The organism is Campylobacter sp. CFSAN122748 (assembly GCF_045277125.1).
In the GTDB taxonomy this organism is placed as follows: domain Bacteria; phylum Campylobacterota; class Campylobacteria; order Campylobacterales; family Campylobacteraceae; genus Campylobacter_D; species Campylobacter_D jejuni.
On the sequence record NZ_CP116953.1, the window covers coordinates 311,907 to 334,346 of the forward strand.

Here is a 22,440-nt window from a genome sequence, read left to right on the forward strand (position 1 = left end):
GTATTATTTTGCCAAAATATTTTTAAAAAAGAAGTTATAATGCAAAATCAAATCTTAAAAAATCTCGATTTAAAACACATTTGGCACCCTTGCACACAAATGAAAGATCACGAAACCCTACCTTTAATTCCTATAAAAAAAGCAAAAGGCGTATGGCTTTATGATTTTGATGATAAAGCTTATATGGATTGTGTGAGTTCTTGGTGGGTCAATCTTTTTGGTCATTGTAATGAAAAAATCGCAAATGCCATTAAAAAACAAGTTGATGAGCTAGAGCATGTGATCTTAGCAGGCTTTACACATGAGCCCATCATCAAGCTTTCTGCAAGACTTTGCGAAAAAGTAGGCAGGAATTTTAACAAATGTTTTTATGCAGATAATGGCTCAAGTGCTATTGAAGTAGCACTTAAGATGAGTTTTCATTATCATTTAAATAAGGGGGTGAAAAAAAGTAAATTTTTATCTTTAAGCAATTCTTATCATGGTGAAACCTTAGGGGCTTTAAGTGTGGGCGATGTTGCGCTTTATAAAGATACTTACAAAGCCTTGCTTTTAGAGTGTTTAAGCACGCCTGTGCCACAAGGCAAAGACTACACTAAAGAGCTTGAAATTTTAAAAGATATTTTAGAAAAAAATGCAAGTGAAATTTGTGCTTTTATACTTGAACCCTTGGTGCAATGTGCAGGAAATATGCATATGTATCAAGCAGGGTTTATTGATGAGGCCATAAAGTTTTGCCATAAATTTGGAGTGCAAGTGATTTTTGATGAAATTGCAGTGGGCTTTGGACGCACAGGAACTTTGTTTGCCTTACATCAATGCAAACAAAGCCCCGATTTTATCTGCCTTTCAAAAGGGATAACGGGTGGATTTATGCCACTTTCTGTAGTGCTTACAAGAGATGAAATTTATAATGCTTTTTATGATACTTATGAAAGCCAAAAGGCTTTTTTACATTCTCATAGCTATACGGGAAATACCTTAGCTTGCGCGGCAGCAAATGCGGTTTTAGATATCTTTGAGGATGAAAATATTTTAGTAAAAAATCAAATTTTAAGCGAGTTTATCAAAAAAGAATTTTCAAGACTTGAAAAATTTGACTTTTTGGGTAATTTTAGAACTTGCGGGATGATCAGTGCTTTTGATATTTTAAGCACCAAGTATAAACGCGTAGGACTTTTTGTATTTCAAAAAGCCTTAGAAAAAGGTTTGCTTTTAAGACCTTTAGCAAATACGATTTATTTTATGCCTCCTTACATCATCACAAAAGAACAAATCGTTTATGTACTAGAGAGTTTAGAGCAGATTTTTAAGGAATTTTAAGTTGTAAAATTTCTTGCATTTGCTCTTTAAAATCTTTATTTAAAATGCTATTTTCATCAAAAAAATCAAGATTGATTATAGGAATTTTTGCATAATTTTTTATAAAATCATCTTGTAAGATATCTTTTTTACCCATCATTACAAGGGCCAAAAGATTGATATTTCTTTGCTTTAAAGCTTCAATGCTAAGCAAGATATGATTAATACTTCCAAGATAGTATTTTGCTACCAAAATCGTAGGGTGTTTGAAAATATTCACAAAATCAATCATAGTGTAATTTTCATCCATAGGAGAAAAAAGCCCACCCGCAAGCTCAATAAGTAGGTTTTTGCTTTTTGGTAAAATGATATCTAAGGCTTTATAATCAAGCTTTTCTTTGATTTTTCCAAGATGAGGAGAAGCTGGAGTTTGCAAAAAAATACCTTCTTTAAAAATCTTTGTTTTTGGGCTAAATTTTGCAATAAACTCACTATCTGTTGGAGTTCCTGCTTGAATGAGTTTAAAATAATCATAGTTAAAATTCGCACAAAAAGCTGCGCTAAAATGTGTTTTTCCTACATCAGTATGTATTCCACTTACATAAATTTGCACAAAAAATCCTCAAGAAAGAAATTTTAAACCCGCTGTACAAGTAATAATCACAGCGATTAAAAAAAGTTTCAAAAAACTTTTACTTTCTTTATAAAAAAGCACTCCTATCATTACCCCACCAGCGGTTCCAGCTCCTGTCCATATAGCATAAGCAACGCTCATAGCGATATTTTGCATACTTAAGCTTAAAAAAGTAAAAGAAAATCCAAAACACACTATCAAAGCTAAAAGGTAAAGCTTGTTTTTAGTGCTTATAAGTTCTTTCATGATCACCACGCCAAAAATTTCACAGGCAGTAGCTAAAAACAAATAAAACCATTCCATAGTTTAAGCTTCCTTGCTTACCCATTTAAGGGCTATAATGCTTAAAAGTAAAATCGCTATAAGCACAAGTTTAATTATAGAAACAGCCTCATTAAAAATAAACATTTCATTTAAAACCACTCCTATAGTGCCAATGCCTACAAAAACACTATAAGTAATGCTTACTTCAAGTCTTTCACAAGCTTTTAAAAACAAGTAAAAGAAATACAAACCCCAATGGCTGTTAAAATATAGTGCCAAATTTCTGTAGAATACTTAAGTCCACTTACCCAAAAACATTCTATAATCCCGCCTAAGATTATTAAAAACCAAGCTATATTGATATTGAATTTTTCATTCACATGAAGCCTTAAATTAACATAATTTATAAAACAAATTATATCTTAAAGAAATTAAAAGAAGCTATAAATTTACTTTTCCATAAGCCAAAATTAGATATAATCAAAGCTCATTTTTTAAGAAAGGACAAAAGATGTTAGAAGGTATCGTTAGAGAGAGTATCGGTAGAAAAGCTGCTAAAGCTTTAAAAAGAGATGGTTATCTAATCGCAAACATCTATGGAAAAGGATTAGAAAACATCAATGCCGCTTTTAAAGTAAATGAGTTTATTAAGGAAGTTCGTAAAAAAACTACTTTAATTTTTGATGTAAAAGTAGGTTCTCAAACTTTAAGCGTTGTAGTTGTGGATTATCAAAAAGATCCTGTAACTGCAGAACTTAAACATGTGGATTTAAAAGTTGCACAAAAAGGTGTGATTTCTAAATACATGGTTCCAGTTAAAATCACAGGAACAGCTATAGGTCTTAAAAATAAAGGTGTTTTAATCCAATCAAAAAGAAGATTAAAAGTAAAATGTGCAGCTGAAAATTTACCAAATTTTTTCGAACTTGATGTAAGTAAACTTGATGTGGGTGATGCTTTACTTGTTCGTGATATTGTAGTTCCTGCGGGAGTAACTATGATTGATGCTGATAGAGTAGCGGTTGTAGGTGTAGAAAAAGCTAGATGATTTTAGTCGTAGGGCTTGGCAATATAGGCGTAGAGTATGAAAATACCCGTCATAATGTCGGTTTTATGCTAATTGACTTGCTTTTAAAAGAAAGCAATTTTACAAATCTTACAAACTCTAAATTTAAAGGAGAACTTTTTAAAATAGGTTCTTCTTTACTTCTTCTTAAACCTAGTACTTATATGAATAATTCAGGACTTAGTGTAAAAGCAGTGAATGATTTTTATAAATGCGAAAGAATGATAGTTATCCATGATGATATAGATATAAATTTAGGAGCCTTGCGTTTTAAAAAAGGCGGTTCAAGTGGTGGACATAATGGGCTTAAAAGCATAGATACTTTATGTGGAAATGATTATGAAAGAGTGCGTATAGGAGTGGGAAAGGGTGAAAATGTGATTTCCCATGTTTTAGGTAAATTTAAACCCGAAGAAGAAATAACCTTAAGCAAAGTTTTAGAGCATACAAAAAAAGCTTTGCTTGAGCTTATTGAAAATGATGATTTGTCTGCTATATCATCTAAATACAGCCTAAAGGCTTAAGATGTGGATATTTTTTCGTTTTATTTCAGGGATTTATTTAAAAAATTTTTTTATTATATTTTTTTCTTTGCTTGGTTTTTATTGCGGTATTGATTTACTCTTAAATTTTAAAGATCTACCAAAAGCCGCAAATCTTGATTTGCTTTATGTTATGTTTTTATCTTTCTCGGCAGTGCCTTATGTATTACCCATTTCTTTGATTTTTGCTTTGGTAGTTTCTTTGATTTCTATGATCAGAGCAAATGAATTTGTAAGTCTTTATGCATTAGGACTGAGCAGAAATTATGTTATTTTATTTCCTTTTTTATGGGCTTTATTTTTTTGTTGTATTTATATAGGATTGAATTTTACTTCTTTTGCTTATGCAAATGATTATAAGAGAAATATTTTAAAAAATGGTACTATTATGAATCAAAGTGGAGAAGTGTTTTTGAAATTTAACAATAATTTTGTTTATATTTCAAAGATAAACAATGGACAAAATAGTGCTCAAAATATAAAAATTTTTAATATCAATGATTTAAATTTAAGCTCTTTTGTAAGTGCTAAAAACGCCTATTTTGAAGGTGAAAGTTGGATTTTGCGAGATGGTAATATTACATTATTACCTAAAAATTATGAACTTGCTAATGATGGTTTAAAGATACAAGATTTCTCCGAGCTTAAATCACTTGAGGGTTTTAAACCAAAGATTATAGAAGGGGTTGCTAGTAATAGTGATTATTCAATATCTGACGCACTTGAAAGTTTTGAGCTTTTTAAGGCGCAAAATGTCAATACAGATGCTCTTAAAATCAATCTTTATAAATTTGTTTTTACTCCTTTTTTTGCACCATTTTTAATGCTTATTATGTATTATTTTTTTCCTGTAATAGCAAGATTTTTTAATCTTGCTTTTGTAACTTTTATAGCTTTTGTAGTGACTTTGATGATTTGGGGAGTCTTGTTTTTGCTTACTAGATTAAGCGAAAATAGTGTGATTGCAAGTGAAATTGGCATTGTAGTGCCTATTATAATTTTGGGTTGTTTAAGTGCTTATATGTATTATAAGCATCGATAAATTAAGCTTTGTGTAGTAAAATTATAAAAATTAAAGGTTAAATATGGATTATAAACAATTAAAGCAAGAATTTAATACTCCTTTTTATATTTACAATTTTGATTTCATAAAAGAGCGTTTTTTAAATCTCAAAGAGGCTTTTAAGGCAAGAAAATCTCAAATTTTTTACGCTGTAAAAGCCAATTCAAATTTAAGTTTGTTGCAAATGCTTGCAAATTTAGATAGTGGATTTGATTGTGTGAGTATAGGCGAGGTAAAGCGTGCCTTAAAAGCAGGAGCAAAAGCTTATAAGATTATTTTTAGTGGAGTAGGAAAAACCAAAGAAGAGTTAAGACAAGCTTTAGAATATGATATTTTATATATTAACCTTGAAAGCGAAGCTGAAATGATGCTTTTAGAAAGTGTGGCTAAAGAACTTAATCTAAAGGCAAGAATCAGTATTCGTGTTAATCCAAATGTTGATGCAAAAACTCATCCTTATATTTCTACAGGATTAAATGAAAATAAATTTGGTGTCGAAATTGATATAGCAAGAAAAATGTATCTTTATGCAAAAAATTCATCTTTTTTAGAGCCCGTTGGAGTGCATTTTCATATAGGTTCGCAACTTTTAGATATTTCTCCCATTCATGAAGCAGCAGGCATCGTTGCAAAGCTTGTAAGAGAGTTAAAAGCCTTGCAAATCGATCTTAAATTTTTTGATATAGGCGGTGGTTTGGGTGTGGCTTATGAAAAAGATGAGTGTGAATCTGATCTTTATGATTATGCACAAGGTATATTAGCACAACTTCATGGGCTTGATTTAACTATAGGAATGGAGCCTGGAAGGTATCTAGTTGCTAAAAGTGGAGAATTTGTTTGTTCAGTGCTTTATGAAAAACAAAATAAAACCAAGCGTTTTGTTGTAGTAGATGGAGCGATGAATGATCTTATACGCCCAAGTTTATACGAGGCTTATCATGAAATAATCTTACCTTATAATCAAGGCGAAGAGAGTTTATGTGATGTTGTAGGTGGAATTTGTGAGAGTGGGGACTTTTTTGCTAAAGCAAGGTCTTTGCCTAGCACTCAAAGTGATGATATAATGGTTATTAAAAATACTGGAGCTTATGGTTTTAGCATGAGTAGTAATTACAATACTCGTAATAAAGTTTGCGAATTAGCCCTTGAAGAAGGACAGGTAAGATTGATCCGTCAAAGAGAAAATTTTGAAGATCAAATCGCTTTAGAAGAGAAATTTTTAAAGGCTTAAAATGTTTTTTTTAGATGTTCAAGGGACTTTAATTTCTGATCATGATAAGAGTTTAATCCATGGCGCTAAAGAATTGATCGATTTTTTAAATGCAAAAAATCTTCCTTATGTTATCATTACTAACAATACAAAAAAACTTGATTTTTTAGAAAAATTACAGCAAAAAGGATTGGCTATAAAAGAAAATGCTTATATTGATCCTTTTAGCGTTTTAAAACACCTTTTAAAACCTTGTAAAGTTGCGGCTTTTGGTGCAGATGAGTTTGTAAAAAGTCTTGAAAATCTTGGTTTTGAACTTGATTTTGTAAATCCTAGTGCTGTGCTTGTAGCTAGTTATGATGATTTTAAATTTGTAGATTTTGCTAGTATGATAGAATTGGCTAGAAGAGAAGTTAGGTTTATAGCTATGCACGAAACTAGCATTTATAAAAAAGATGGTAGGCCTTATCCTGGTGTAGGTAGCATTATGGCTATGCTTAAAAATGCTATTGATTTTGAATACGAGGTTGTGGGTAAGCCTAGCATTGCTTTTTATAAAGAAGCTTTAAATTTGATAAGAAAACAAAATTCAAAAATCGATTTTGAAGATATTAAAATCATTAGTGATGATTTTAGGGGTGACTTGCTTAAGGCAAAAGAACTTGGCATGAAAACCTTGCTAGTTTTAAGCGGCAAGATAAGCGACACAAAAGGGCTTGATACGGATTTGCTTGATGGAGTTTATCCTAGTGTTTTTGAGTTTTTAAAGGATCTAAAATGCCAAATTTAGAAGAATTTAGAAATAAAATCGATGCGGTTGATGATAAAATTTTAGATCTTTTAAATGAAAGAATGACTTATGTTAAAAGTATAGGTGAGCTTAAGCAAAGTAGTGGGGGAAGTATTTATCGTCCTGAGCGTGAAAGAGCCATTATCAATCGTTTAAAAAATGCAAATTTAGGACTTTTAGATCAAAATGCCATAGAGGCAATTTATCAAGAAATTTTTGCAGTTTCAAGAAATTTAGAAATGCCTCAAACTATAGCTTATTTAGGGCCTGAAGGAACTTATACACATCAAGCAGCAAGAAGTCGTTTTGGTGCGATGAGTCGTTATATAGCCTTGGCCAATATCGAAGATGTTTTTAAAGAGTTAAGCAACAAAGAAGCAAAATACGGTGTTGTACCTATAGAAAATAATACCGAAGGTGCAGTGGGCATTACTTTAGATTGTCTAGGTAAGTATAATGAGCTTAAAATTTTTGGCGAAATTTATATGGATATTCATCATTCTTTTGTAGGAATTAATGAAAATTTAAAAGAAATCAAACGCATTTATTCGCATCCGCAAGGTTATAATCAATGTCGTAAATTTTTAGAAAGTCATGAACTTAGTGCTATAGAATTTGTTCCTTCAAAATCTACAGCTAATGCAGCTTACCTAGCTTCGCAAGATAAATATGCGGCAGCAATTTGTTCTAGAATAGCGGCTAAGCTTTATAATGTGCCTGTACTTTTTGATAAAATAGAAGATAATGCAGCCAATAAAACAAGATTTTTAATTTTAAGCGATATTAAAAATCCTAAAATGCCAAATTGTAAAACTTCTATTTTAGCACACACAGCACATAAACCTGGGGGACTTAGCTTTTTATTAGAGCAGTTTAAAAAAGAAAATATCAATCTTACTAAGCTTGAATCTCGCCCTGTAAAATCAAAAGAATTTTTACACAGTTTTTATATAGATTTTGAAGGGCATATTGATGATGAAAATGTAAAAAAAGCCTTAAAAGATATACAAGAGATTGTTTGGCTTGGATCTTATTTATCAGGAGAAAAAGATGAAATTTAATGAATTTTTAAATCATTTAAGCAATTATGAACCCGGCAAAGATATAGAAGTTATTGCTAAAGAATATGGTGTTAAAGAAGTGATAAAATTAGCAAGCAATGAAAATCCTTTTGGCACGCCACCAAAAGCTATAGAATGTTTAAGACAAAATGCAAACAAAGCCCATCTTTACCCTGATGATAGTATGATAGAACTTAAAAGCACATTGGCTCAAAAATACAAAGTTCAAAATGAAAATATCATTATCGGTGCAGGCAGTGATCAAGTGATTGAATTTGCTATACATTCTAAGTTAAATTCTAAAAATGCTTTTTTGCAAGCTGGAGTTACCTTTGCTATGTATGAAATTTATGCCAAACAATGTGGTGCAAAGTGTTATAAAACTCAAAGCATTACTCATAATTTAGATGAGTTTAAAAAACTTTATGAAACGCACAAAGATGAAATTAAACTTATTTTTTTATGCTTACCAAACAATCCTTTAGGCGAGTGTTTGGATGCAAGTGAGGCGACCGAGTTTATTAAAGGTGTAAATGAGGATTGTTTAGTTGTGATTGATGCAGCTTATAATGAATTTGCAAGTTTTAAAGATAGCAAAAAACATTTAGAACCTTGTGAATTGATTAAAGAATTTGACAATGTACTTTATTTAGGAACTTTTTCTAAACTTTATGGATTAGGAGGCTTACGCATTGGTTATGGCATAGCTAATGCTAATATTATTAGTGCATTTTACAAGCTTCGTGCTCCTTTTAATGTGAGCAATCTTGCTTTAAAAGCAGCAGTTGCAGCAATAAATGATGATGAATTTACTGAAAAAACTTTAGAGAATAATTTTTCTCAAATGGAGCTTTATAAAGAATTTGCTAAAAAACATAATATCAAAATCATTGATAGTTATACAAATTTCATCACTTATTTTTTTGATGAAAAAAATAGTACAGATTTGTCTGAAAAATTGCTTAAAAAGGGTATAATAATAAGAAATTTAAAAAGCTATGGTTTAAATGCTATACGCATTACTATAGGAACATCTTATGAAAATGAAAAATTTTTTACAGAATTTGATAAGATTTTAAGATAGATAAATCAAATAAAAATATGTAAAATTCGCTAAACTAAGGGATGAGAATTAATGGATTTTAAAAATATGCTTCATCAAATTGGGCAACTTTATCAAAATTTAACTCGCAAGCAGCGTATAGTGATTGCTGCATCTATTATAGTTGTGGTTGGGTTTTTGGTTTTTTTAGCTTTATTTCGTGGAAGTGGTAGTAATGCAAATAATGGATATGCAGTTTTAGTTGAAAATGTAAGCCCAAGTTCTTCTGCTGCAATTGTAGCTAAACTTGAACAAAATAATATTCCCTATAAATTAGAAAGTGAAAATAAAATTTTAGTTCCACAAGATCAGGTTTATCGTCAAAGAATGTTTATTGCAAGCGAAGGTCTTATAAAAGATAGTCGCGTGGGTTTTGAAGCTTTTGATACTCAAGCTTTTGGAGCTACAAATGAAGAGCAAAAGGTAAAATACCAAAGAGCCATAGAAGGTGAACTTGCAAGAACTATTGAGACTTTAGAACCTATTCGTAGTGCTGTTGTACATATAGCATTTCCTAAAGATAGTGTTTTTACCGAAAGGCAAATTCCGCCTACAGCTTCAGTTGTTGTTAATGTTCGCGAAGGCTTAAAGCTTACTAGAAAACAAATTGATGGTATAAAAAATATTGTTTCAGCGGCAGTTCCAAAACTTACTAAAGAAAATGTTAAGATTAGTGATCAAAGTGGTGTGCCTTTAGATGAGCAAGAAGCATATGAAGATGACTTGGTTCGTGCGCAAATTAAATTTAAAAGTGATCAAGAAAAAGCTTTAGAAGATAAGATTATAGAAAATTTAGCTCCTTTTGCAGGTGGCATGGATAAAGTAAAAGTGAGTGTAAATATAGATTTTGATTTTTCCAAGCAAGAATCTCAAAGTGAAATTTATGATCCAAATCCTATAGTGCGTAGTGAGCAAACTTTAAACGAGGAAAGAACAGGTAGAAAAGATCCAGAAATTCAGGGTGTTCCAGGTGCTGTTTCTAATATAGGTCCTGTTGAAGGACTTGACAATAAAGGTCAAATTGACACTTATAAAAAAAATCAAGTTACTACAAACAATGAACTTTCTAAAACTATCACAAATACAAAAAAACAATTTGCAACAGTTTTACGCACTTCAGCAGCTGTCACTATAGATGGAAAATATCAAGATGTGGTTGATGAAAATGGGGATGTGAAAAGCGAATATGTTCCATTGACTAAAGAAGAGCTTGCAAGTGTTGAGAGTATAGTTAAAAATACTATTAATTTTAGCGCTACTAGAGGTGATAGTGTTGTAGTGCAAAATTTACCATTTCATCGTGAGTCGATTAGAGTTGAGAGTAAAGTTAAAACTTTTTACAATCGTTTTGTTGAGCCATTTATTCCACCAGTTAAGTATTTTATTGCAGCGATTTTACTTTTTATTTTTTACAAAAAAGTCATTGCTCCATTTACTCAAAAAATGCTTGAAGATGTCGCAGCGCAAGAAGAAATGCAGCAAGGTCCAAATGCTGTTTTAGATGATGCTGAAGATGCTTTGGAGAAATTTAATGCAGCAAGGAAAAAAGTTGAAGAACAACTTGGTTTTGGGGATAATTTTAATGAAGATTCTATTCAATATGAGGTTTTACTTGAAAAATTGCGTGGTTTAGTAAGTGATAAAGGCGAGGAAATTGCAGCACTTTTACAAAACTTAATTCAAAATGATAGTGAATTTGGCGAAAAGGATATGTGATGATAAAGCTAAGTGAAGAACAAAAAATGGTCTATGATGATTTATCGATGCCTGAGAAGGTAGCGATATTTCTTATACAACTTGGCGAAGATGCAACAACTTCTGTGTTTTCACATATGGAAATTGATGTAATTACAGAAATTTCACGTTATATTGCTATGGCTAAAAATGTTGATAGATCCGTAGCTACTGCGGTTTTAGAAGAATTTTACACTCTGCTTCAATCAAATCAATATATTAAAAGTGGTGGTTTGGAATATGCTAAAGAAATACTTTTTCGTACTTTTGGGCCAGAGATTGCAAATAAAATTCTTGAAAAACTCACTAAAAGTATGGAGAATAATCAAAATTTTGCTTATTTGGCGCAAATTAAACCACAGCAACTTGCAGACTTTATTACCAAAGAGCACCCACAAACCATCGCTCTTATTTTGGCACACATGGATTCTATTCATGCGGCAGAAACTTTAGAGTATTTTAGTGATGAATTAAGGGCTGAGGTGGTTATAAGAATGGCAAATCTTGGCGATATTTCTCCAAGTATTATTAAAAGAGTTTCTGCAGTGTTAGAAAGCAAGCTTGAAAGTCTTACCTCTTATAAGGTTGAAGTGGGCGGCCCAAGAGCGGTAGCAGAAGTGCTTAATCGTTTGGGTCAAAAAGCAAGCAAATCAACCATTACTTATATTGAACAAAGTGATGAACGCTTAGCAGAGACTATTAAAGAGCTTATGTTTACTTTCGATGATATACAAAAACTTAGCACTCAAGCTATAAGAGAAATTTTAAAAGTAGCCGATAAGCGTGATTTAATGATAGGTTTAAAAGGTGCAAGTGAAGAGTTAAAGCAAAAATTCTTAGCCAATATGTCTACGCGTGCAAGCGAAGCTTTTCTTGAAGAAATGGGTTTTTTGGGTGCTGTGCGTGTTAAAGATGTTGAAGATGCACAAAGAAAGGTTGTTGAAGTGGTGCAAAAACTTGCAGAACAAGGTCTTGTTCAAACAGGCGATGCGGATGAAATGATAGAGTAGGTGAGAGATGGTTAATCGTAGCAATGTAATTTCTGGTGGGGCTTCTGATCAGCATGTTGTTGAAGGATATCGTTTTAAAGTTATTTCAGAATTTGATAATCATACAGGTGAAAAAAAACATACTCAAACTCCAGATGAAGAAAATGCTAATATATCTTTAAATGACGAAAAACTAGTCGAAGAAAATCAAGTCATTGCCTCTACGCAAGCTGTTATGGAAACTCAAATTCCAACATTTCAACCAAGCTTTGTTGAAGATTTGCTTAAAAAAACAGATGAAATGTCAAGCAATATTATTAAACTTCAAATGCAAATAGAAAGCCAAGAGAATGAATTTAATAACCGCTTAAATTCAGAACTTGAAAATGCTAAAGAAAAATTTGCCAAAGAAGGTTATGAGAAAGCAAAAGAAGAATTTCAAAAAGAATTGAGTGATTTTAAAGATAAGTATTTAAAAAGTATAGCCAAACTCGATAATGCTTGCGAAAATCTTGAAAATTTCATAGAAAAAAATGAGAAAGAATTAGCAGATACTGCTATAGATATCGCTAAAGAAGTAATCTTAAAAGAACTTGAACTAAATTCAAGTAAGATAGCTTATGCTTTGGCTAAAGATTTAATCGGCGAGCTTAAGGGTGCTAGTGTAATTGAGCTTAAGGTTAATGCAGAGGATTATGAGTATTTAAAAGAGCAATTTGATCAGAATGCTCACATTAAAATAAGTCTTGATGATGCAATTAGCAAAGGAAGTGTTGTTATTATAAGTGACGCAGGTAATATAGAATCCAATCTTAACTCTCGTCTAGCTAAAATTAAAAAAATGGTGAATAATGAGTAAAAAATTTGTCCATACTCAAGAAGAGTTAGAAAAGCTAAGTTTAAAAGAATTAGAAAATTTAGCAGCATCTATGCGTGAAAAAATCATACAAGTTGTGAGTAAAAATGGTGGGCATTTAAGTTCAAATTTGGGTGCTGTAGAACTTAGTATAGCAATGCATTTGGTTTTTGATGCAAAAAAAGATCCTTTTATTTTTGATGTGTCGCATCAGTCTTATACACACAAGCTTTTAAGCGGAAAAGAAGAAATATTTGATACTTTAAGACAAATCAATGGTTTAAGTGGTTATACAAAACCTAGCGAGGGAGATTATTTTGTAGCAGGGCATTCTAGCACCTCTATTTCTTTGGCAGTAGGTGCTTGTAAGGCCATTGCTTTAAAAGGTGAAAAGCGTATTCCTGTTGCTTTGATTGGAGATGGTGCTTTAAGTGCGGGTATGGCCTATGAGGCTTTAAATGAATTGGGTGATTCTAAATTTCCTTGCGTAATACTTTTAAATGATAATGAAATGAGTATTTCAAAACCAATTGGAGCAATTTCAAAGTATCTTTCTCAGGCTATGGCAACGCAGTTTTATCAAAGTTTTAAAAAGCGTATTGCTAAAATGTTGGATATATTGCCTGATAGTGCTACTTATATGGCCAAGCGTTTTGAAGAGAGTTTTAAACTTATTACTCCTGGACTTTTGTTTGAAGAATTAGGGCTTGAATATATAGGGCCTATTGATGGACATAATTTAGGTGAAATTATTTCTGCATTAAAACAAGCAAAAGCTATGCAAAAGCCTTGTGTGATACATGCTCAAACCATAAAGGGTAAAGGCTATGCTTTAGCCGAAGGAAAACATGCTAAATGGCACGGGGTGGGAGCTTTTGATATAGATAGTGGAGAGAGTGTTAAAAAAAGTGATACTAAAAAATCTGCTACTGAAATTTTTTCTAAGAATTTGCTTGATTTAGCCTCAAAATATGAAAATATTGTTGGGGTTACGGCAGCTATGCCAAGTGGAACAGGTCTTGATAAGCTTATAGAAAAATATCCAAATCGTTTTTGGGATGTGGCTATTGCAGAACAGCATGCAGTAACTTCTATGGCCGCTATGGCAAAAGAAGGATTTAAACCTTTTATTGCAATATATAGCACTTTTTTGCAGCGTGCTTATGATCAAGTGATCCATGATTGTGCGATTATGAATTTAAATGTGGTTTTTGCTATGGATAGGGCAGGGATAGTAGGCGAAGATGGGGAGACGCATCAAGGTGTTTTTGATCTTAGTTTTTTAGCTCCTTTGCCAAATTTCACTCTTTTAGCCCCAAGAGATGAACAAATGATGCAAAATATAATGGAGTATGCTTATTTACATCAAGGACCTATTGCTTTTCGTTATCCTAGAGGGAGTTTTATTTTGGATAAAGAATTTAATCCTTGTGAGATAAAACTTGGTAAGGCGCAATGGCTTGTAAAAAATAGTAGTGAAATTGCTTTTTTAGGTTATGGACAAGGTGTGGCAAAAGCGTGGCAAGTCTTAAGAGCCTTGCAAGAAATGAATAATAATGCTAATTTGATTGATTTAATTTTTGCTAAACCTTTAGATGAAGAGCTTTTGTGTGAGCTTGCTAAAAAAAGTAAAATTTGGTTTATTTTTAGTGAAAATGTTAAAATTGGCGGTATAGAAAGTTTAATTAATAATTTTTTACAAAAATATGATTTGCATGTAAAAGTTGTTAGCTTTGAATATGAAGACAAATTTATTGAACATGGAAAAACAAGTGAGGTGGAAAAAAATCTAGAAAAAGATGTCAATAGTTTGTTGACGAAAGTTTTAAAATTTTATCATTAAATAATAAAAAATATTATTTAATATAAACTTCTTTTAATAAAAATTTTATTATTATTTTTACTTAAAAAAGTAAGGAATAAATAAAATGGAATTACTACAAATGCTTAAAAAACATGAGTTAAAAGCTACTCCGCAAAGACTATGTGTTTTAAAAATTTTAAAAAGACATGAGCATCCTAATATTGATGAATTATATACAGAAATTAAAAAAGAATACCCTTCAATCTCTTTAGCGACGGTTTATAAAAATCTTAATACTTTACAAGAACAAGGTTTAGTTGTTGAAATCAATGTTTTAAATCAAAAAACTTGTTACGATATCTATGAAGAAGAACATATTCATGTTGTTTGCGCCAAATGTGGTGGTATAGAGGATTTAAGTTTTAAAGATGCTAAGCTTTATGAATATCAAGAGCATTTAGAAAAAAAGATAGGCAATCTCGTCAATCATCTGTCTGTTTGTGCTTATATTGATAGTTGCAAAAAGTGTCATTAAGCAAAATAAGGTTAAAATAACCCATATATTTTAAGGGTTATTTTAATGGTTTATGAAATTCAAAAAAACTTTTTACTATCTGATTGCACTCTTTTAGAGAATTTAAAAAAAGATAATATACCTTTTCGAAATTCTAAATTTGAAACTTTTTATACTCAAATAACTTCAAATCATAATGTTAAATTTCAAAGTTTTTGCAATGAATTTTATAAAATTACAAAATTTAATAATTCAATTTTAGAACAGAATCAAGAAGAGAAAATTTCTAAAAAAAAATTTGAAAAAGCTCGAAAAAAGATTATAGGAAAGAGTATTAAAAAAGAACGCTTCGAATTTAAATTTTGCTCTTTAAAAAGTTATATTGATATGTATGAAGAGCCTAAAATTTGTATTTTAAAAATATTTTTTCCAACTTTGGATAGTTCCAATGAATTTAAAATTCCTAAAGATTTTAAAATTCAAAAAGAATTACATCATGATTTAAATTCTAAACATATCGTTTTATATGGTTTTGAATATCAAAATTTTGATATAGAGAAATATTTTAAAATTATAGAAAAAAATCAGAATTTTAGCTTGGATTTTCCAAATTATATTAATGCTTATGATGGATTTAGAATTTTTTTATTTTATTTATTTAAAAAATTAAAATTTTATTGGACTTTATCTTTAGAGAGAAAAGATAAGCAAAGTTTATGCGAATTTTTATTTTATTCAAGAAGCTTGTATATAGTTTTATCAAGTATGAATACTATTTTAGATAAAAATTTGAGTAATATTTTGGCTTTAAAGTTTAAAGATATAACGAAAAAAACTCAAGATATTTTAGCAAGTGAAAATTCAAATCAAGATTTATTGCTATTTTTAAGCGATGAAAAAATCCAAGATTTGTTTAATGATTTTGATTTTTTCATAAAGGAAAATTCTTTTTATGAAGGCGATTGCAAAGATAGGTTTTTTAAACAACTTGTTGCGTTAGAACTTAGAAAAAAAATTATTTTATTTAGAAAAAATATACTAAAAAATTTTGATTTAGAGCTTTTTGAAAATAGTTTTTTTGAATTGGCAATATTTTTAGAATATTTTTATCGTTTTTTAGAGATAAAAAATTTAAACAAACTTTATGAAAAATATTGCAAAGATAGGGATAAAAATATTTTTTCGAAAATAATCAATAATAAAAATAAATTTTGCAAATTGCTTAAAAAATCAAGTAAAAATTTGAAAATTTACAAAGGATAAAAATGCAAAAACAAGAAAAAATTATAGAAATGTTTAATCAAATTGCACCTACTTATGATAAGGCGAATAGAATTTTAAGCTTTGGAGCTGATGTAGCGTGGCGCAAAAAAGCTTGTCAAAGAGTGATGAGTTTGTATTTAAAAAAAGATTTAAAAATCGCTGATATTGCCTGTGGCACAGGGGATATGATAGAGATTTGGCAAGAGAGTGCTTTAAAAATGGAAAAAAATATTCTAAATATTAAAGGTATTGATCCAAGTAGTGGCATGCTAAATGTTGCAAAAGAAAAATTTCCAAATGTCGAATTTATAGAAGCAGGGGCGCAAAATTTATCTTTAGAAAGTCAAAGTTTAGATATTTTAAGCATTAGTTATGGCATTCGCAATGTTGTAGAAAGACAAAAAGCCTTAAGTGAATTTGCTAGAGTACTTCAAAAAGATGGTATTTTGGTAGTTTTGGAATTTACAAAAAGAGAAAAGGGTGGATTTATAGCAGCTTGTAGAGATTTTTATCTTAAAAATATTTTACCAAGTATAGGTGGGATAATCAGTAAAAATAAAAGTGCTTATGAGTATTTGCCAAACTCTATTGAAGGATTTTTAAGTAAGGAAGAGTTCATCTTAGAACTTAAAAATGCTGGTTTTGAAATACTTGATTATAAAAGTTTTAGCTTTGGCGTGAGTTCAATGTTTATAGCAAAAAAACTATGACACCAACAGAATTAAATCTTAAAGCAAAGGCTTTATTAGAAACACATTTTGATGATATAGTTTTAAGTGGAGAAATTTCAAAAATTACTTTGCATGGTTCAGGACATTGGTATTTTGATTTAAAAGATGAAAGATCAAGCATTGCTTGTGCTATGTTTAAAGGAGCTAATTTAAAAGTCGGATTTAAACCAGCTGTGGGGAATTTTTTAGAGCTTTGTGGAAGTGTAAGTTTATATCCTGAAAGTGGTCGTTATCAATTTATCGCTACTAGTATGAAAAAAGCAGGTTTTGGGGATTTGGAAGCACAGTTTTTGGCTTTAAAAGAGCGTTTGCAAAAAGAAGGACTTTTTGATCCACGCTTTAAAAAATCTTTGCCAAAATTTCCTAAAAAAGTAGGCATTATCACTTCAAAAACTTCTGCTGCTTTGCAAGATATGTTAAAACTTATTCACCAAAAAGAATATTTTTTGGCAAAAATTTATATTTTTGATGCTTTAACTCAAGGAAATAATGCTCCTTTTTCTCTTATACAAGCTTTAAAAAAAGCCGATGATATGGATTTAGATGTTCTTATTATAGCACGTGGTGGAGGAAGCAGAGAAGATCTTTTTTGTTTTAATGATGAAAATTTAGCAAGAGAGATTTTTAAAGCAAAAACTCCTATTATTTCAGCCATAGGACATGAGATTGATTATGTTATTAGTGATTTTGTTGCAGATTTTAGAGCTCCAACGCCTTCAGCTGCTATAGATACTTTGTTTTATTCTAAGTTGGATGTAGAGCAAAGTTTGGATTTAATGGAAGAAAAATTAATGCAACTTTGGAATTATAAAATACAAAATTATGAAAATTTGCTTTTAAATTTAAGCAAATTTTTCAAATTTAATTCTTTGCCAAAAATAATAGATGAAAAAATAAAACAAAGCCATAATATAGAAAAGCAATTAAATCATCTATTGGCAAATCAAATGCGTTATAATGAATTAAAATTAGATAAATTGCAAAATGCTTATTTGCAACATGAGAATTTTTTTAATAAAAGCAAAAAGTTTATTTGTATCAGAAAAAATGGTAAAATAGCAAATTTAGAAGATCTTAAGAGTGATGATATCGTTATTTTAAGTTCTCAAACTTCTCAAAAAGAAGCAAAAATTTTATAAGGATAGATTATGAGAAAAATCAATTTCAGTGCAGGGCCATCGACTTTACCTTTAGAAATTTTAGAGCAAGCTCAAAAAGAACTCTGTGATTATCAGGGTAGGGGTTATTCTATAATGGAAATTTCTCACCGCACAAAAGTATTTGAAGAAGTGCATTTTGGAGCACAAGAGAAAGCTAAAAAACTTTACGGGTTAAATGATGATTATGAAGTATTATTTTTACAAGGTGGAGCAAGTTTACAATTTGCTATGATTCCTATGAATTTGGCTTTAAATGGGATTTGTGAATATGCAAATACAGGAGTTTGGACAAAAAAAGCAATTAAAGAAGCACAAATTTTAGGTGTCAATGTTAAAACCGTAGCAAGTAGCGAGGAAAGTAATTTTAATCATATTCCTAGAGTGGAATTTAGAGATAATGCTGATTATGCTTATATTTGTTCTAACAATACTATTTACGGCACTCAATATCAAAATTATCCTAAAACTAAAACTCCTTTGATTGTGGATGCATCGAGTGATTTTTTTTCTAGAAAAGTAGATTTTTCAAATATTGCTCTTTTTTATGGCGGAGTGCAAAAAAATGCTGGAATTTCGGGTTTAAGTTGTATTTTTATCCGTAAAGATATGTTAGAAAGATCTAAAAATAAACAAATTCCTAGTATGTTAAATTATTTGACTCATGCTGAGAATCAGTCCTTGTTTAATACGCCTCCAACCTTTGCCATTTATATGTTTAATCTTGAAATGGATTGGCTTTTAAATCAAGGCGGACTTGATAAAGTATATGAGAAAAATTCTCAAAAAGCTGCTATGCTTTATGAGTGTATTGATTTAAGTAATGGATTTTATAAAGGACATGCAGATAAAAAGGACAGATCTTTAATGAATGTGAGTTTTAATATTGCTAAAAATAAAGATTTAGAGCCTCTTTTTGTAAAGGAAGCCGAAGAAGCTGGAATGATAGGACTTAAAGGACATAGAATTTTAGGAGGAATTCGTGCAAGTATTTATAATGCGCTTAATTTGGATCAGGTAAAAACCTTGTGTGAATTTATGAAAGAATTTCAAGGAAAATATGCATGATAAAGCGTTTTGATGAGTGCGATAGAATGTCGCAAATTATTGTTTTTGATAAATATTTTAAGACTGCAGGACAAGTGTTTTGAACCTAGCGGAGATATTAAAAAACAAACCAAAGAAGCACTTGCAGAACTTGATGCTTTGTTTGAAAAAATAGGCGCAAGCAAAGGAGATTTGATTCAAATTCAAATCTGGTTAGCTAATATGCAAGATTTTGATGCAATGAATGAAATTTATGATGCTTGGATTAAAAATTATCCTAAACCTGTTAGAGCTTGTGTAGGAAGTGCTTTAGCAGAGGGTTATTTGGTAGAAATTCAAGCTTTTGGAAAGCTAAGAGAGAATTAAAAATTCTCTCCTCCAAATTTTAAAAGCGCAGATCCCCAAGTAAAACCACCGCCAAAAGCATCTAGTAAGATCAGATTTCCTTTTTTAAGTCGACCTTCTTCATAGGCATCATTCATTGCCATAGGTATAGAAGCAGCTGAAGTATTGCCATATTTTTGTACAGTGATCACACATTTTTCATCGCTTAGATTGAGTTTTTCTTGGACGGCTTTAATGATGCGTAGATTAGCTTGATGAGGAATAAAAAGATCAATTTCTTGTGCTAAAATGTTATTTTTAGCTAAAATTTCTACAACATCATTACTAAGCGTGTTTACTGCTATTTTAAAAACTTCATTGCCTTTCATTTGCATAGAAAGTGTTTGACATAGGCTTGATTTTTGCGATCTTTGAGTCATTAAAAGATCTCCATAATTACCATTGCTTGCAGTATGTACATCAAGGATATGATTTTCATTATCCAAACTTACAACTCCAGCACCTGCACCGTCTCCAAAGAGTATGCAAATACTTCTGTCATTGTAATCTATAATTGAACTTGTTTTTTCAGCTCCTATGATTAAAACATTTTTTTTCAAACCACTTTCTACTAAGGCTTTAGCTTGTTCAAGCAAATAGATAAAACCAGAACAAGCTGCTGAAATATCAAAAGCACTAATATTTACAAGTCCTAAATTTGAAGCAATTTTACAAGCCGTTGAAGGCATAGTAAAATAATCAGGACTTAAAGTGGCTACAAGAATCGCATCAATATCTTCAGGTTTTAAATTTGCTCTTTCTATGGCTTTTAATGCAGCTTTTGTGCCCAAATCGCTAGAATTTTCATTTTCACTAGCAATGCGTCTTTCTTTAATACCTGTGCGTCTAGTGATCCATTCATCGGTGGTATCTACTATTTTTTCAAGATCAGCATTGCTTAAAATTTTCTCTGGAATATAAGAAGCTATACTTTTAAGACTGGCTTTAAGCATTGTATTTCCCAAGTTCATTTTCTATAAGTTTATTGATATGAGATTGGCTAAAATTTATAGCTTGAAAAATTGCATTTTTAATAGCTCTAGAATCGCTTTTTCCATGACTTATGATCACGCAGCCATTAACTCCAAGAAGGGGTGCTCCGCCATATTCTTGCCAATCTGTGTGTTTTTTTAATTTTTTAAAAGATGGCTTCATAAGTAAAGCACCTATTTTAGAAATAAAAGATTGCTTTACTTCGTTTTTTAGAAGTTGAAAAATAGCTGTTGCCACACCTTCACAAGCCTTTAAGATAACATTTCCATCAAAACCATCGCAGACTAAAACATCTATTTCACCATTGAAAATATCTCTACCTTCAGCATTACCTATAAAATTTGGAATTTTTTTCATAAGCTGATGACTTTCTTTGGTAAGTTCATTACCTTTGCATTCTTCTTCACCATTAGAAAGTAAAGCAAGGCGTGGTTTTTGAATTTGCATGATTTCTCTAGCATAAACTTCACCCATTATGGCAAATTGAAATAAATTTTCAGCTTTACAATCTGTATTAGCTCCAACATCCAAAAGTAAAGTTTTGTTAACGATATTTGGCATTAAAGTGGCAATAGCAGGTCTTGAAATACCTTTAAGTCTTCCAAGCCTTAAGGTAGCCAAAGACATACTTGCTCCACTATGACCCGCTGAAACTACAGCATCTACTTTTTTTTCTTTTAATAAATTAATAGCTTTGTATATGGTTGTTTCTTTGTTTTTTAAAGCATCTGTGGCATTTTCATTCATCGAAAAAATTTCACTAGCTTCTTCGTATTGTATATATTGTTCTAATTTTTTTGGTATTAAAGGTTTTAGAATTTTAGAATTTCCCACTAAGATAGCGTTAAAAGGTTTTGCTTCTAGTGCCTTTAAAACGCCTTCTATAATGGGTTTTTCTCCAAAATCACCACCCATTGCATCAATGGCAATGTTAATCATTGATTTTAATATTCCTTAGTTGTTGGATTCGCACGGTGAGGCATTTTGTAGCTTCCATCTTTGTCTTTTATAGGCATAGGAAGACTAACTTTATAGTGAGTTCTGCGTTTAGCTGCACGAGTTTTGCTCACTCTTCTCTTTGGTACTGCCATTTTTTCTCCTTTATAAAATTTAATTAATTATTGCAATTTATGCAATAAAAATAATCACTCAAATAAGCTTCAAGCTCGCTAATAGCAACTTCTATTAAATCAATATGTCCATCGAAAAATTCTATAGTATTGCTCAATTCGTTTGCTTCATCTTTAAAAATACCATCACTTGCAAAAAGTTCTAAATTTTCTTTAATTTCAAGTTCTAACTCAGTTCCACAACTATCACAAGGTCTATAGATAAAACCTTGCATAATAGTATTTATTTTAACAAGCTTAGGATTTATTTTTACTAAATTTCCCTCAAAAATCATATTTTCAAGATTAAGTTTAAAAGGATATTCCTTTGTATTAATCTTAGAAAAAGGGATTTTCATTTAGCAAATTTCATTTGGTTTAAAGAAAAAATCAATTTCTATTTTTGCATTTTCCAAGCTGTCACTTCCATGAACAGCATTAGCATCAATACTCTCAGCAAAATCGGCTCTAATTGTTCCTGCTTTAGCTTCTTTAGGATTTGTCGCTCCCATTAAATCTCTATTTTTTAATACAGCACCTTCTCCTTCTAGTACAGAAACAACAACAGGACCGCTAATCATAAATTCAACCAAGTCTTTAAAAAAAGGTCTTTCTTTATGAACAGCATAAAAATTTTCAGCTTGTTCTTTACTAAGTTGAACTTTTTTCATTGCAGCGATTCTTAATCCATTGCTTTCAAAACGATCTAAAATTTTTCCTATAACACCTTTTTTAACAGCATCAGGTTTAATTATAGATAAAGTTTTTTCCATCTTTGTAATAACTCCTTATTTTAATAAAGCTTAAAATTATACTTGAATTTGT

General features: G+C 30.7%; 24 protein-coding genes and 2 pseudogenes. 18 read left to right on the forward strand and 8 right to left on the reverse strand.

The genetic code is table 11. The features are described from left to right. The first annotated feature begins 39 nt into the window (after positions 1–39). Positions 40–1,323 carry an adenosylmethionine--8-amino-7-oxononanoate transaminase gene (locus OT390_RS01675; RefSeq protein ID WP_052800332.1) on the forward strand — a complete coding sequence of 428 codons (1,284 nt, stop codon included), beginning with the start codon at positions 40–42 and terminating at the stop codon, positions 1,321–1,323. Here the strand turns inward: OT390_RS01675 and OT390_RS01680 are convergent. The 3 genes and pseudogenes from OT390_RS01680 to OT390_RS01690 all read right to left on the reverse strand — a co-directional run bounded on the left by OT390_RS01680 (position 1,310) and on the right by OT390_RS01690 (position 2,580). Then, complete coding sequence (locus tag OT390_RS01680) at positions 1,310–1,915, reverse strand: dethiobiotin synthase (protein WP_002816248.1); 606 nt, start codon at positions 1,913–1,915, stop codon at positions 1,310–1,312. The genes OT390_RS01675 and OT390_RS01680 overlap by 14 nt on opposite strands. A gap of 9 nt (positions 1,916–1,924) precedes the next feature. Beyond that, positions 1,925–2,239, reverse strand: coding sequence for a multidrug efflux SMR transporter (locus tag OT390_RS01685; protein WP_002859852.1), 315 nt, complete (start codon positions 2,237–2,239; stop codon positions 1,925–1,927). Between the two features lie 3 nt (positions 2,240–2,242). Further along, positions 2,243–2,580, reverse strand: a pseudogene (locus OT390_RS01690) (DMT family transporter). Between the two features lie 131 nt (positions 2,581–2,711). On the opposite strand from OT390_RS01690, the gene OT390_RS01695 reads away from it, so the two are divergent. The 17 genes and pseudogenes from OT390_RS01695 (at position 2,712) to OT390_RS01775 (ending at position 19,495) form a co-directional block, all read left to right on the forward strand. Beyond that, positions 2,712–3,248, forward strand: a complete 537-nt coding sequence (locus OT390_RS01695) for a 50S ribosomal protein L25/general stress protein Ctc (RefSeq protein WP_002791314.1) — start codon at positions 2,712–2,714, stop codon at positions 3,246–3,248. Beyond that, a complete protein-coding gene (gene pth / locus OT390_RS01700) occupies positions 3,245–3,790 on the forward strand; it encodes an aminoacyl-tRNA hydrolase (protein ID WP_002854409.1) in 546 nt (181 codons plus the stop codon). The genes OT390_RS01695 and pth overlap by 4 nt, the downstream gene beginning before the upstream one ends. 1 nt (position 3,791) lies before the next feature. Continuing rightward, positions 3,792–4,850: an LptF/LptG family permease gene (locus OT390_RS01705; RefSeq protein WP_002867746.1), complete on the forward strand. Its 1,059-nt coding sequence runs from the start codon at positions 3,792–3,794 to the stop codon at positions 4,848–4,850. A gap of 43 nt (positions 4,851–4,893) precedes the next feature. Continuing rightward, a complete protein-coding gene (gene lysA / locus OT390_RS01710; protein ID WP_002860313.1) occupies positions 4,894–6,102 on the forward strand; it encodes a diaminopimelate decarboxylase in 1,209 nt (402 codons plus the stop codon). A gap of 1 nt (position 6,103) precedes the next feature. Beyond that, entirely contained in the window at positions 6,104–6,871 is a 768-nt protein-coding gene (locus tag OT390_RS01715) for an HAD-IIA family hydrolase (RefSeq protein ID WP_032587337.1), read from the forward strand. Then, a complete protein-coding gene (gene pheA / locus OT390_RS01720; protein WP_002858741.1) occupies positions 6,859–7,932 on the forward strand; it encodes a prephenate dehydratase in 1,074 nt (357 codons plus the stop codon). Before OT390_RS01715 ends, pheA begins: the two co-directional genes overlap by 13 nt. Beyond that, a complete protein-coding gene (gene hisC, locus OT390_RS01725) occupies positions 7,922–9,016 on the forward strand; it encodes a histidinol-phosphate transaminase (protein ID WP_032587338.1) in 1,095 nt (364 codons plus the stop codon). Before pheA ends, hisC begins: the two co-directional genes overlap by 11 nt. Positions 9,017–9,067: 51 nt before the next feature. Then, positions 9,068–10,750, forward strand: a complete 1,683-nt coding sequence (fliF, locus tag OT390_RS01730) for a flagellar basal-body MS-ring/collar protein FliF (protein WP_002859425.1) — start codon at positions 9,068–9,070, stop codon at positions 10,748–10,750. Next, positions 10,750–11,778, forward strand: a complete 1,029-nt coding sequence (gene fliG, locus OT390_RS01735; protein ID WP_002854670.1) for a flagellar motor switch protein FliG — start codon at positions 10,750–10,752, stop codon at positions 11,776–11,778. Before fliF ends, fliG begins: the two co-directional genes overlap by 1 nt. A 7-nt stretch (positions 11,779–11,785) precedes the next feature. Next, on the forward strand, positions 11,786–12,616 hold the full coding sequence (gene fliH, locus OT390_RS01740; RefSeq protein WP_032587339.1) for a flagellar assembly protein FliH: 831 nt from the start codon (positions 11,786–11,788) through the stop codon (positions 12,614–12,616). After that, a complete protein-coding gene (dxs, locus tag OT390_RS01745; RefSeq protein ID WP_002901197.1) occupies positions 12,609–14,456 on the forward strand; it encodes a 1-deoxy-D-xylulose-5-phosphate synthase in 1,848 nt (615 codons plus the stop codon). Before fliH ends, dxs begins: the two co-directional genes overlap by 8 nt. Before the next feature lie 85 nt (positions 14,457–14,541). Then, on the forward strand, positions 14,542–14,952 hold the full coding sequence (gene perR, locus OT390_RS01750; protein ID WP_032587343.1) for a peroxide-responsive transcriptional repressor PerR: 411 nt from the start codon (positions 14,542–14,544) through the stop codon (positions 14,950–14,952). 45 nt (positions 14,953–14,997) lie between these two features. Then, positions 14,998–16,194, forward strand: a complete 1,197-nt coding sequence (locus OT390_RS01755) for a hypothetical protein (RefSeq protein WP_052800331.1) — start codon at positions 14,998–15,000, stop codon at positions 16,192–16,194. A 2-nt stretch (positions 16,195–16,196) separates the two neighbouring features. Next, a complete protein-coding gene (ubiE, locus tag OT390_RS01760) occupies positions 16,197–16,904 on the forward strand; it encodes a bifunctional demethylmenaquinone methyltransferase/2-methoxy-6-polyprenyl-1,4-benzoquinol methylase UbiE (RefSeq protein WP_032587346.1) in 708 nt (235 codons plus the stop codon). Beyond that, positions 16,901–18,064, forward strand: coding sequence for an exodeoxyribonuclease VII large subunit (xseA, locus tag OT390_RS01765; RefSeq protein WP_032587348.1), 1,164 nt, complete (start codon positions 16,901–16,903; stop codon positions 18,062–18,064). Before ubiE ends, xseA begins: the two co-directional genes overlap by 4 nt. Positions 18,065–18,073: 9 nt before the next feature. Continuing rightward, entirely contained in the window at positions 18,074–19,150 is a 1,077-nt protein-coding gene (gene serC / locus OT390_RS01770; RefSeq protein WP_052800330.1) for a phosphoserine transaminase, read from the forward strand. Then, positions 19,147–19,495 (forward strand): annotated as a pseudogene (locus OT390_RS01775) (RidA family protein). The gene serC and the pseudogene OT390_RS01775 overlap by 4 nt, the downstream one beginning before the upstream one ends. On the opposite strand, the gene OT390_RS01780 reads toward OT390_RS01775, so the two are convergent. The 5 genes from OT390_RS01780 to ndk are packed head-to-tail and all read right to left on the reverse strand — an operon-like array spanning position 19,492 to position 22,388. Next, positions 19,492–20,466, reverse strand: coding sequence for a beta-ketoacyl-ACP synthase III (locus OT390_RS01780; RefSeq protein WP_052796129.1), 975 nt, complete (start codon positions 20,464–20,466; stop codon positions 19,492–19,494). The pseudogene OT390_RS01775 and the gene OT390_RS01780 overlap by 4 nt on opposite strands. Further along, on the reverse strand, positions 20,459–21,445 hold the full coding sequence (gene plsX / locus OT390_RS01785; protein WP_002868169.1) for a phosphate acyltransferase PlsX: 987 nt from the start codon (positions 21,443–21,445) through the stop codon (positions 20,459–20,461). The genes OT390_RS01780 and plsX overlap by 8 nt, the downstream gene beginning before the upstream one ends. A 5-nt stretch (positions 21,446–21,450) precedes the next feature. Beyond that, a complete protein-coding gene (gene rpmF, locus OT390_RS01790) occupies positions 21,451–21,597 on the reverse strand; it encodes a 50S ribosomal protein L32 (RefSeq protein ID WP_002858674.1) in 147 nt (48 codons plus the stop codon). 23 nt (positions 21,598–21,620) lie between these two features. Continuing rightward, positions 21,621–21,974: a hypothetical protein gene (locus tag OT390_RS01795; RefSeq protein WP_052796128.1), complete on the reverse strand. Its 354-nt coding sequence runs from the start codon at positions 21,972–21,974 to the stop codon at positions 21,621–21,623. After that, complete coding sequence (gene ndk, locus OT390_RS01800) at positions 21,975–22,388, reverse strand: nucleoside-diphosphate kinase (protein ID WP_002854376.1); 414 nt, start codon at positions 22,386–22,388, stop codon at positions 21,975–21,977. Between the last annotated feature and the right edge of the window lie 52 nt (positions 22,389–22,440).

Bases quoted from the DNA above. Each gene is read 5' to 3' on its own strand.
- fliF (WP_002859425.1), top strand. From the start codon at position 9,068: ATGGATTTTAAAAATATGCTTCATCAAATTGGGCAACTTTATCAAAAT.
- pth (WP_002854409.1), top strand. From the start codon at position 3,245: ATGATTTTAGTCGTAGGGCTTGGCAATATAGGCGTAGAGTATGAAAAT.
- dxs (WP_002901197.1), top strand. From the start codon at position 12,609: ATGAGTAAAAAATTTGTCCATACTCAAGAAGAGTTAGAAAAGCTAAGT.
- rpmF (WP_002858674.1), bottom strand. From the start codon at position 21,597: ATGGCAGTACCAAAGAGAAGAGTGAGCAAAACTCGTGCAGCTAAACGC.
- OT390_RS01780 (WP_052796129.1), bottom strand. From the start codon at position 20,466: ATGCTTAAAGCCAGTCTTAAAAGTATAGCTTCTTATATTCCAGAGAAA.
- plsX (WP_002868169.1), bottom strand. From the start codon at position 21,445: ATGATTAACATTGCCATTGATGCAATGGGTGGTGATTTTGGAGAAAAA.
- pheA (WP_002858741.1), top strand. From the start codon at position 6,859: ATGCCAAATTTAGAAGAATTTAGAAATAAAATCGATGCGGTTGATGAT.
- fliG (WP_002854670.1), top strand. From the start codon at position 10,750: ATGATAAAGCTAAGTGAAGAACAAAAAATGGTCTATGATGATTTATCG.
- hisC (WP_032587338.1), top strand. From the start codon at position 7,922: ATGAAATTTAATGAATTTTTAAATCATTTAAGCAATTATGAACCCGGC.
- OT390_RS01795 (WP_052796128.1), bottom strand. From the start codon at position 21,974: ATGAAAATCCCTTTTTCTAAGATTAATACAAAGGAATATCCTTTTAAA.
- OT390_RS01685 (WP_002859852.1), bottom strand. From the start codon at position 2,239: ATGGAATGGTTTTATTTGTTTTTAGCTACTGCCTGTGAAATTTTTGGC.
- OT390_RS01695 (WP_002791314.1), top strand. From the start codon at position 2,712: ATGTTAGAAGGTATCGTTAGAGAGAGTATCGGTAGAAAAGCTGCTAAA.
- OT390_RS01755 (WP_052800331.1), top strand. From the start codon at position 14,998: ATGGTTTATGAAATTCAAAAAAACTTTTTACTATCTGATTGCACTCTT.
- perR (WP_032587343.1), top strand. From the start codon at position 14,542: ATGGAATTACTACAAATGCTTAAAAAACATGAGTTAAAAGCTACTCCG.
- OT390_RS01715 (WP_032587337.1), top strand. From the start codon at position 6,104: ATGTTTTTTTTAGATGTTCAAGGGACTTTAATTTCTGATCATGATAAG.
- OT390_RS01675 (WP_052800332.1), top strand. From the start codon at position 40: ATGCAAAATCAAATCTTAAAAAATCTCGATTTAAAACACATTTGGCAC.
- lysA (WP_002860313.1), top strand. From the start codon at position 4,894: ATGGATTATAAACAATTAAAGCAAGAATTTAATACTCCTTTTTATATT.
- serC (WP_052800330.1), top strand. From the start codon at position 18,074: ATGAGAAAAATCAATTTCAGTGCAGGGCCATCGACTTTACCTTTAGAA.
- xseA (WP_032587348.1), top strand. From the start codon at position 16,901: ATGACACCAACAGAATTAAATCTTAAAGCAAAGGCTTTATTAGAAACA.
- fliH (WP_032587339.1), top strand. From the start codon at position 11,786: ATGGTTAATCGTAGCAATGTAATTTCTGGTGGGGCTTCTGATCAGCAT.
- ndk (WP_002854376.1), bottom strand. From the start codon at position 22,388: ATGGAAAAAACTTTATCTATAATTAAACCTGATGCTGTTAAAAAAGGT.
- OT390_RS01705 (WP_002867746.1), top strand. From the start codon at position 3,792: ATGTGGATATTTTTTCGTTTTATTTCAGGGATTTATTTAAAAAATTTT.
- ubiE (WP_032587346.1), top strand. From the start codon at position 16,197: ATGCAAAAACAAGAAAAAATTATAGAAATGTTTAATCAAATTGCACCT.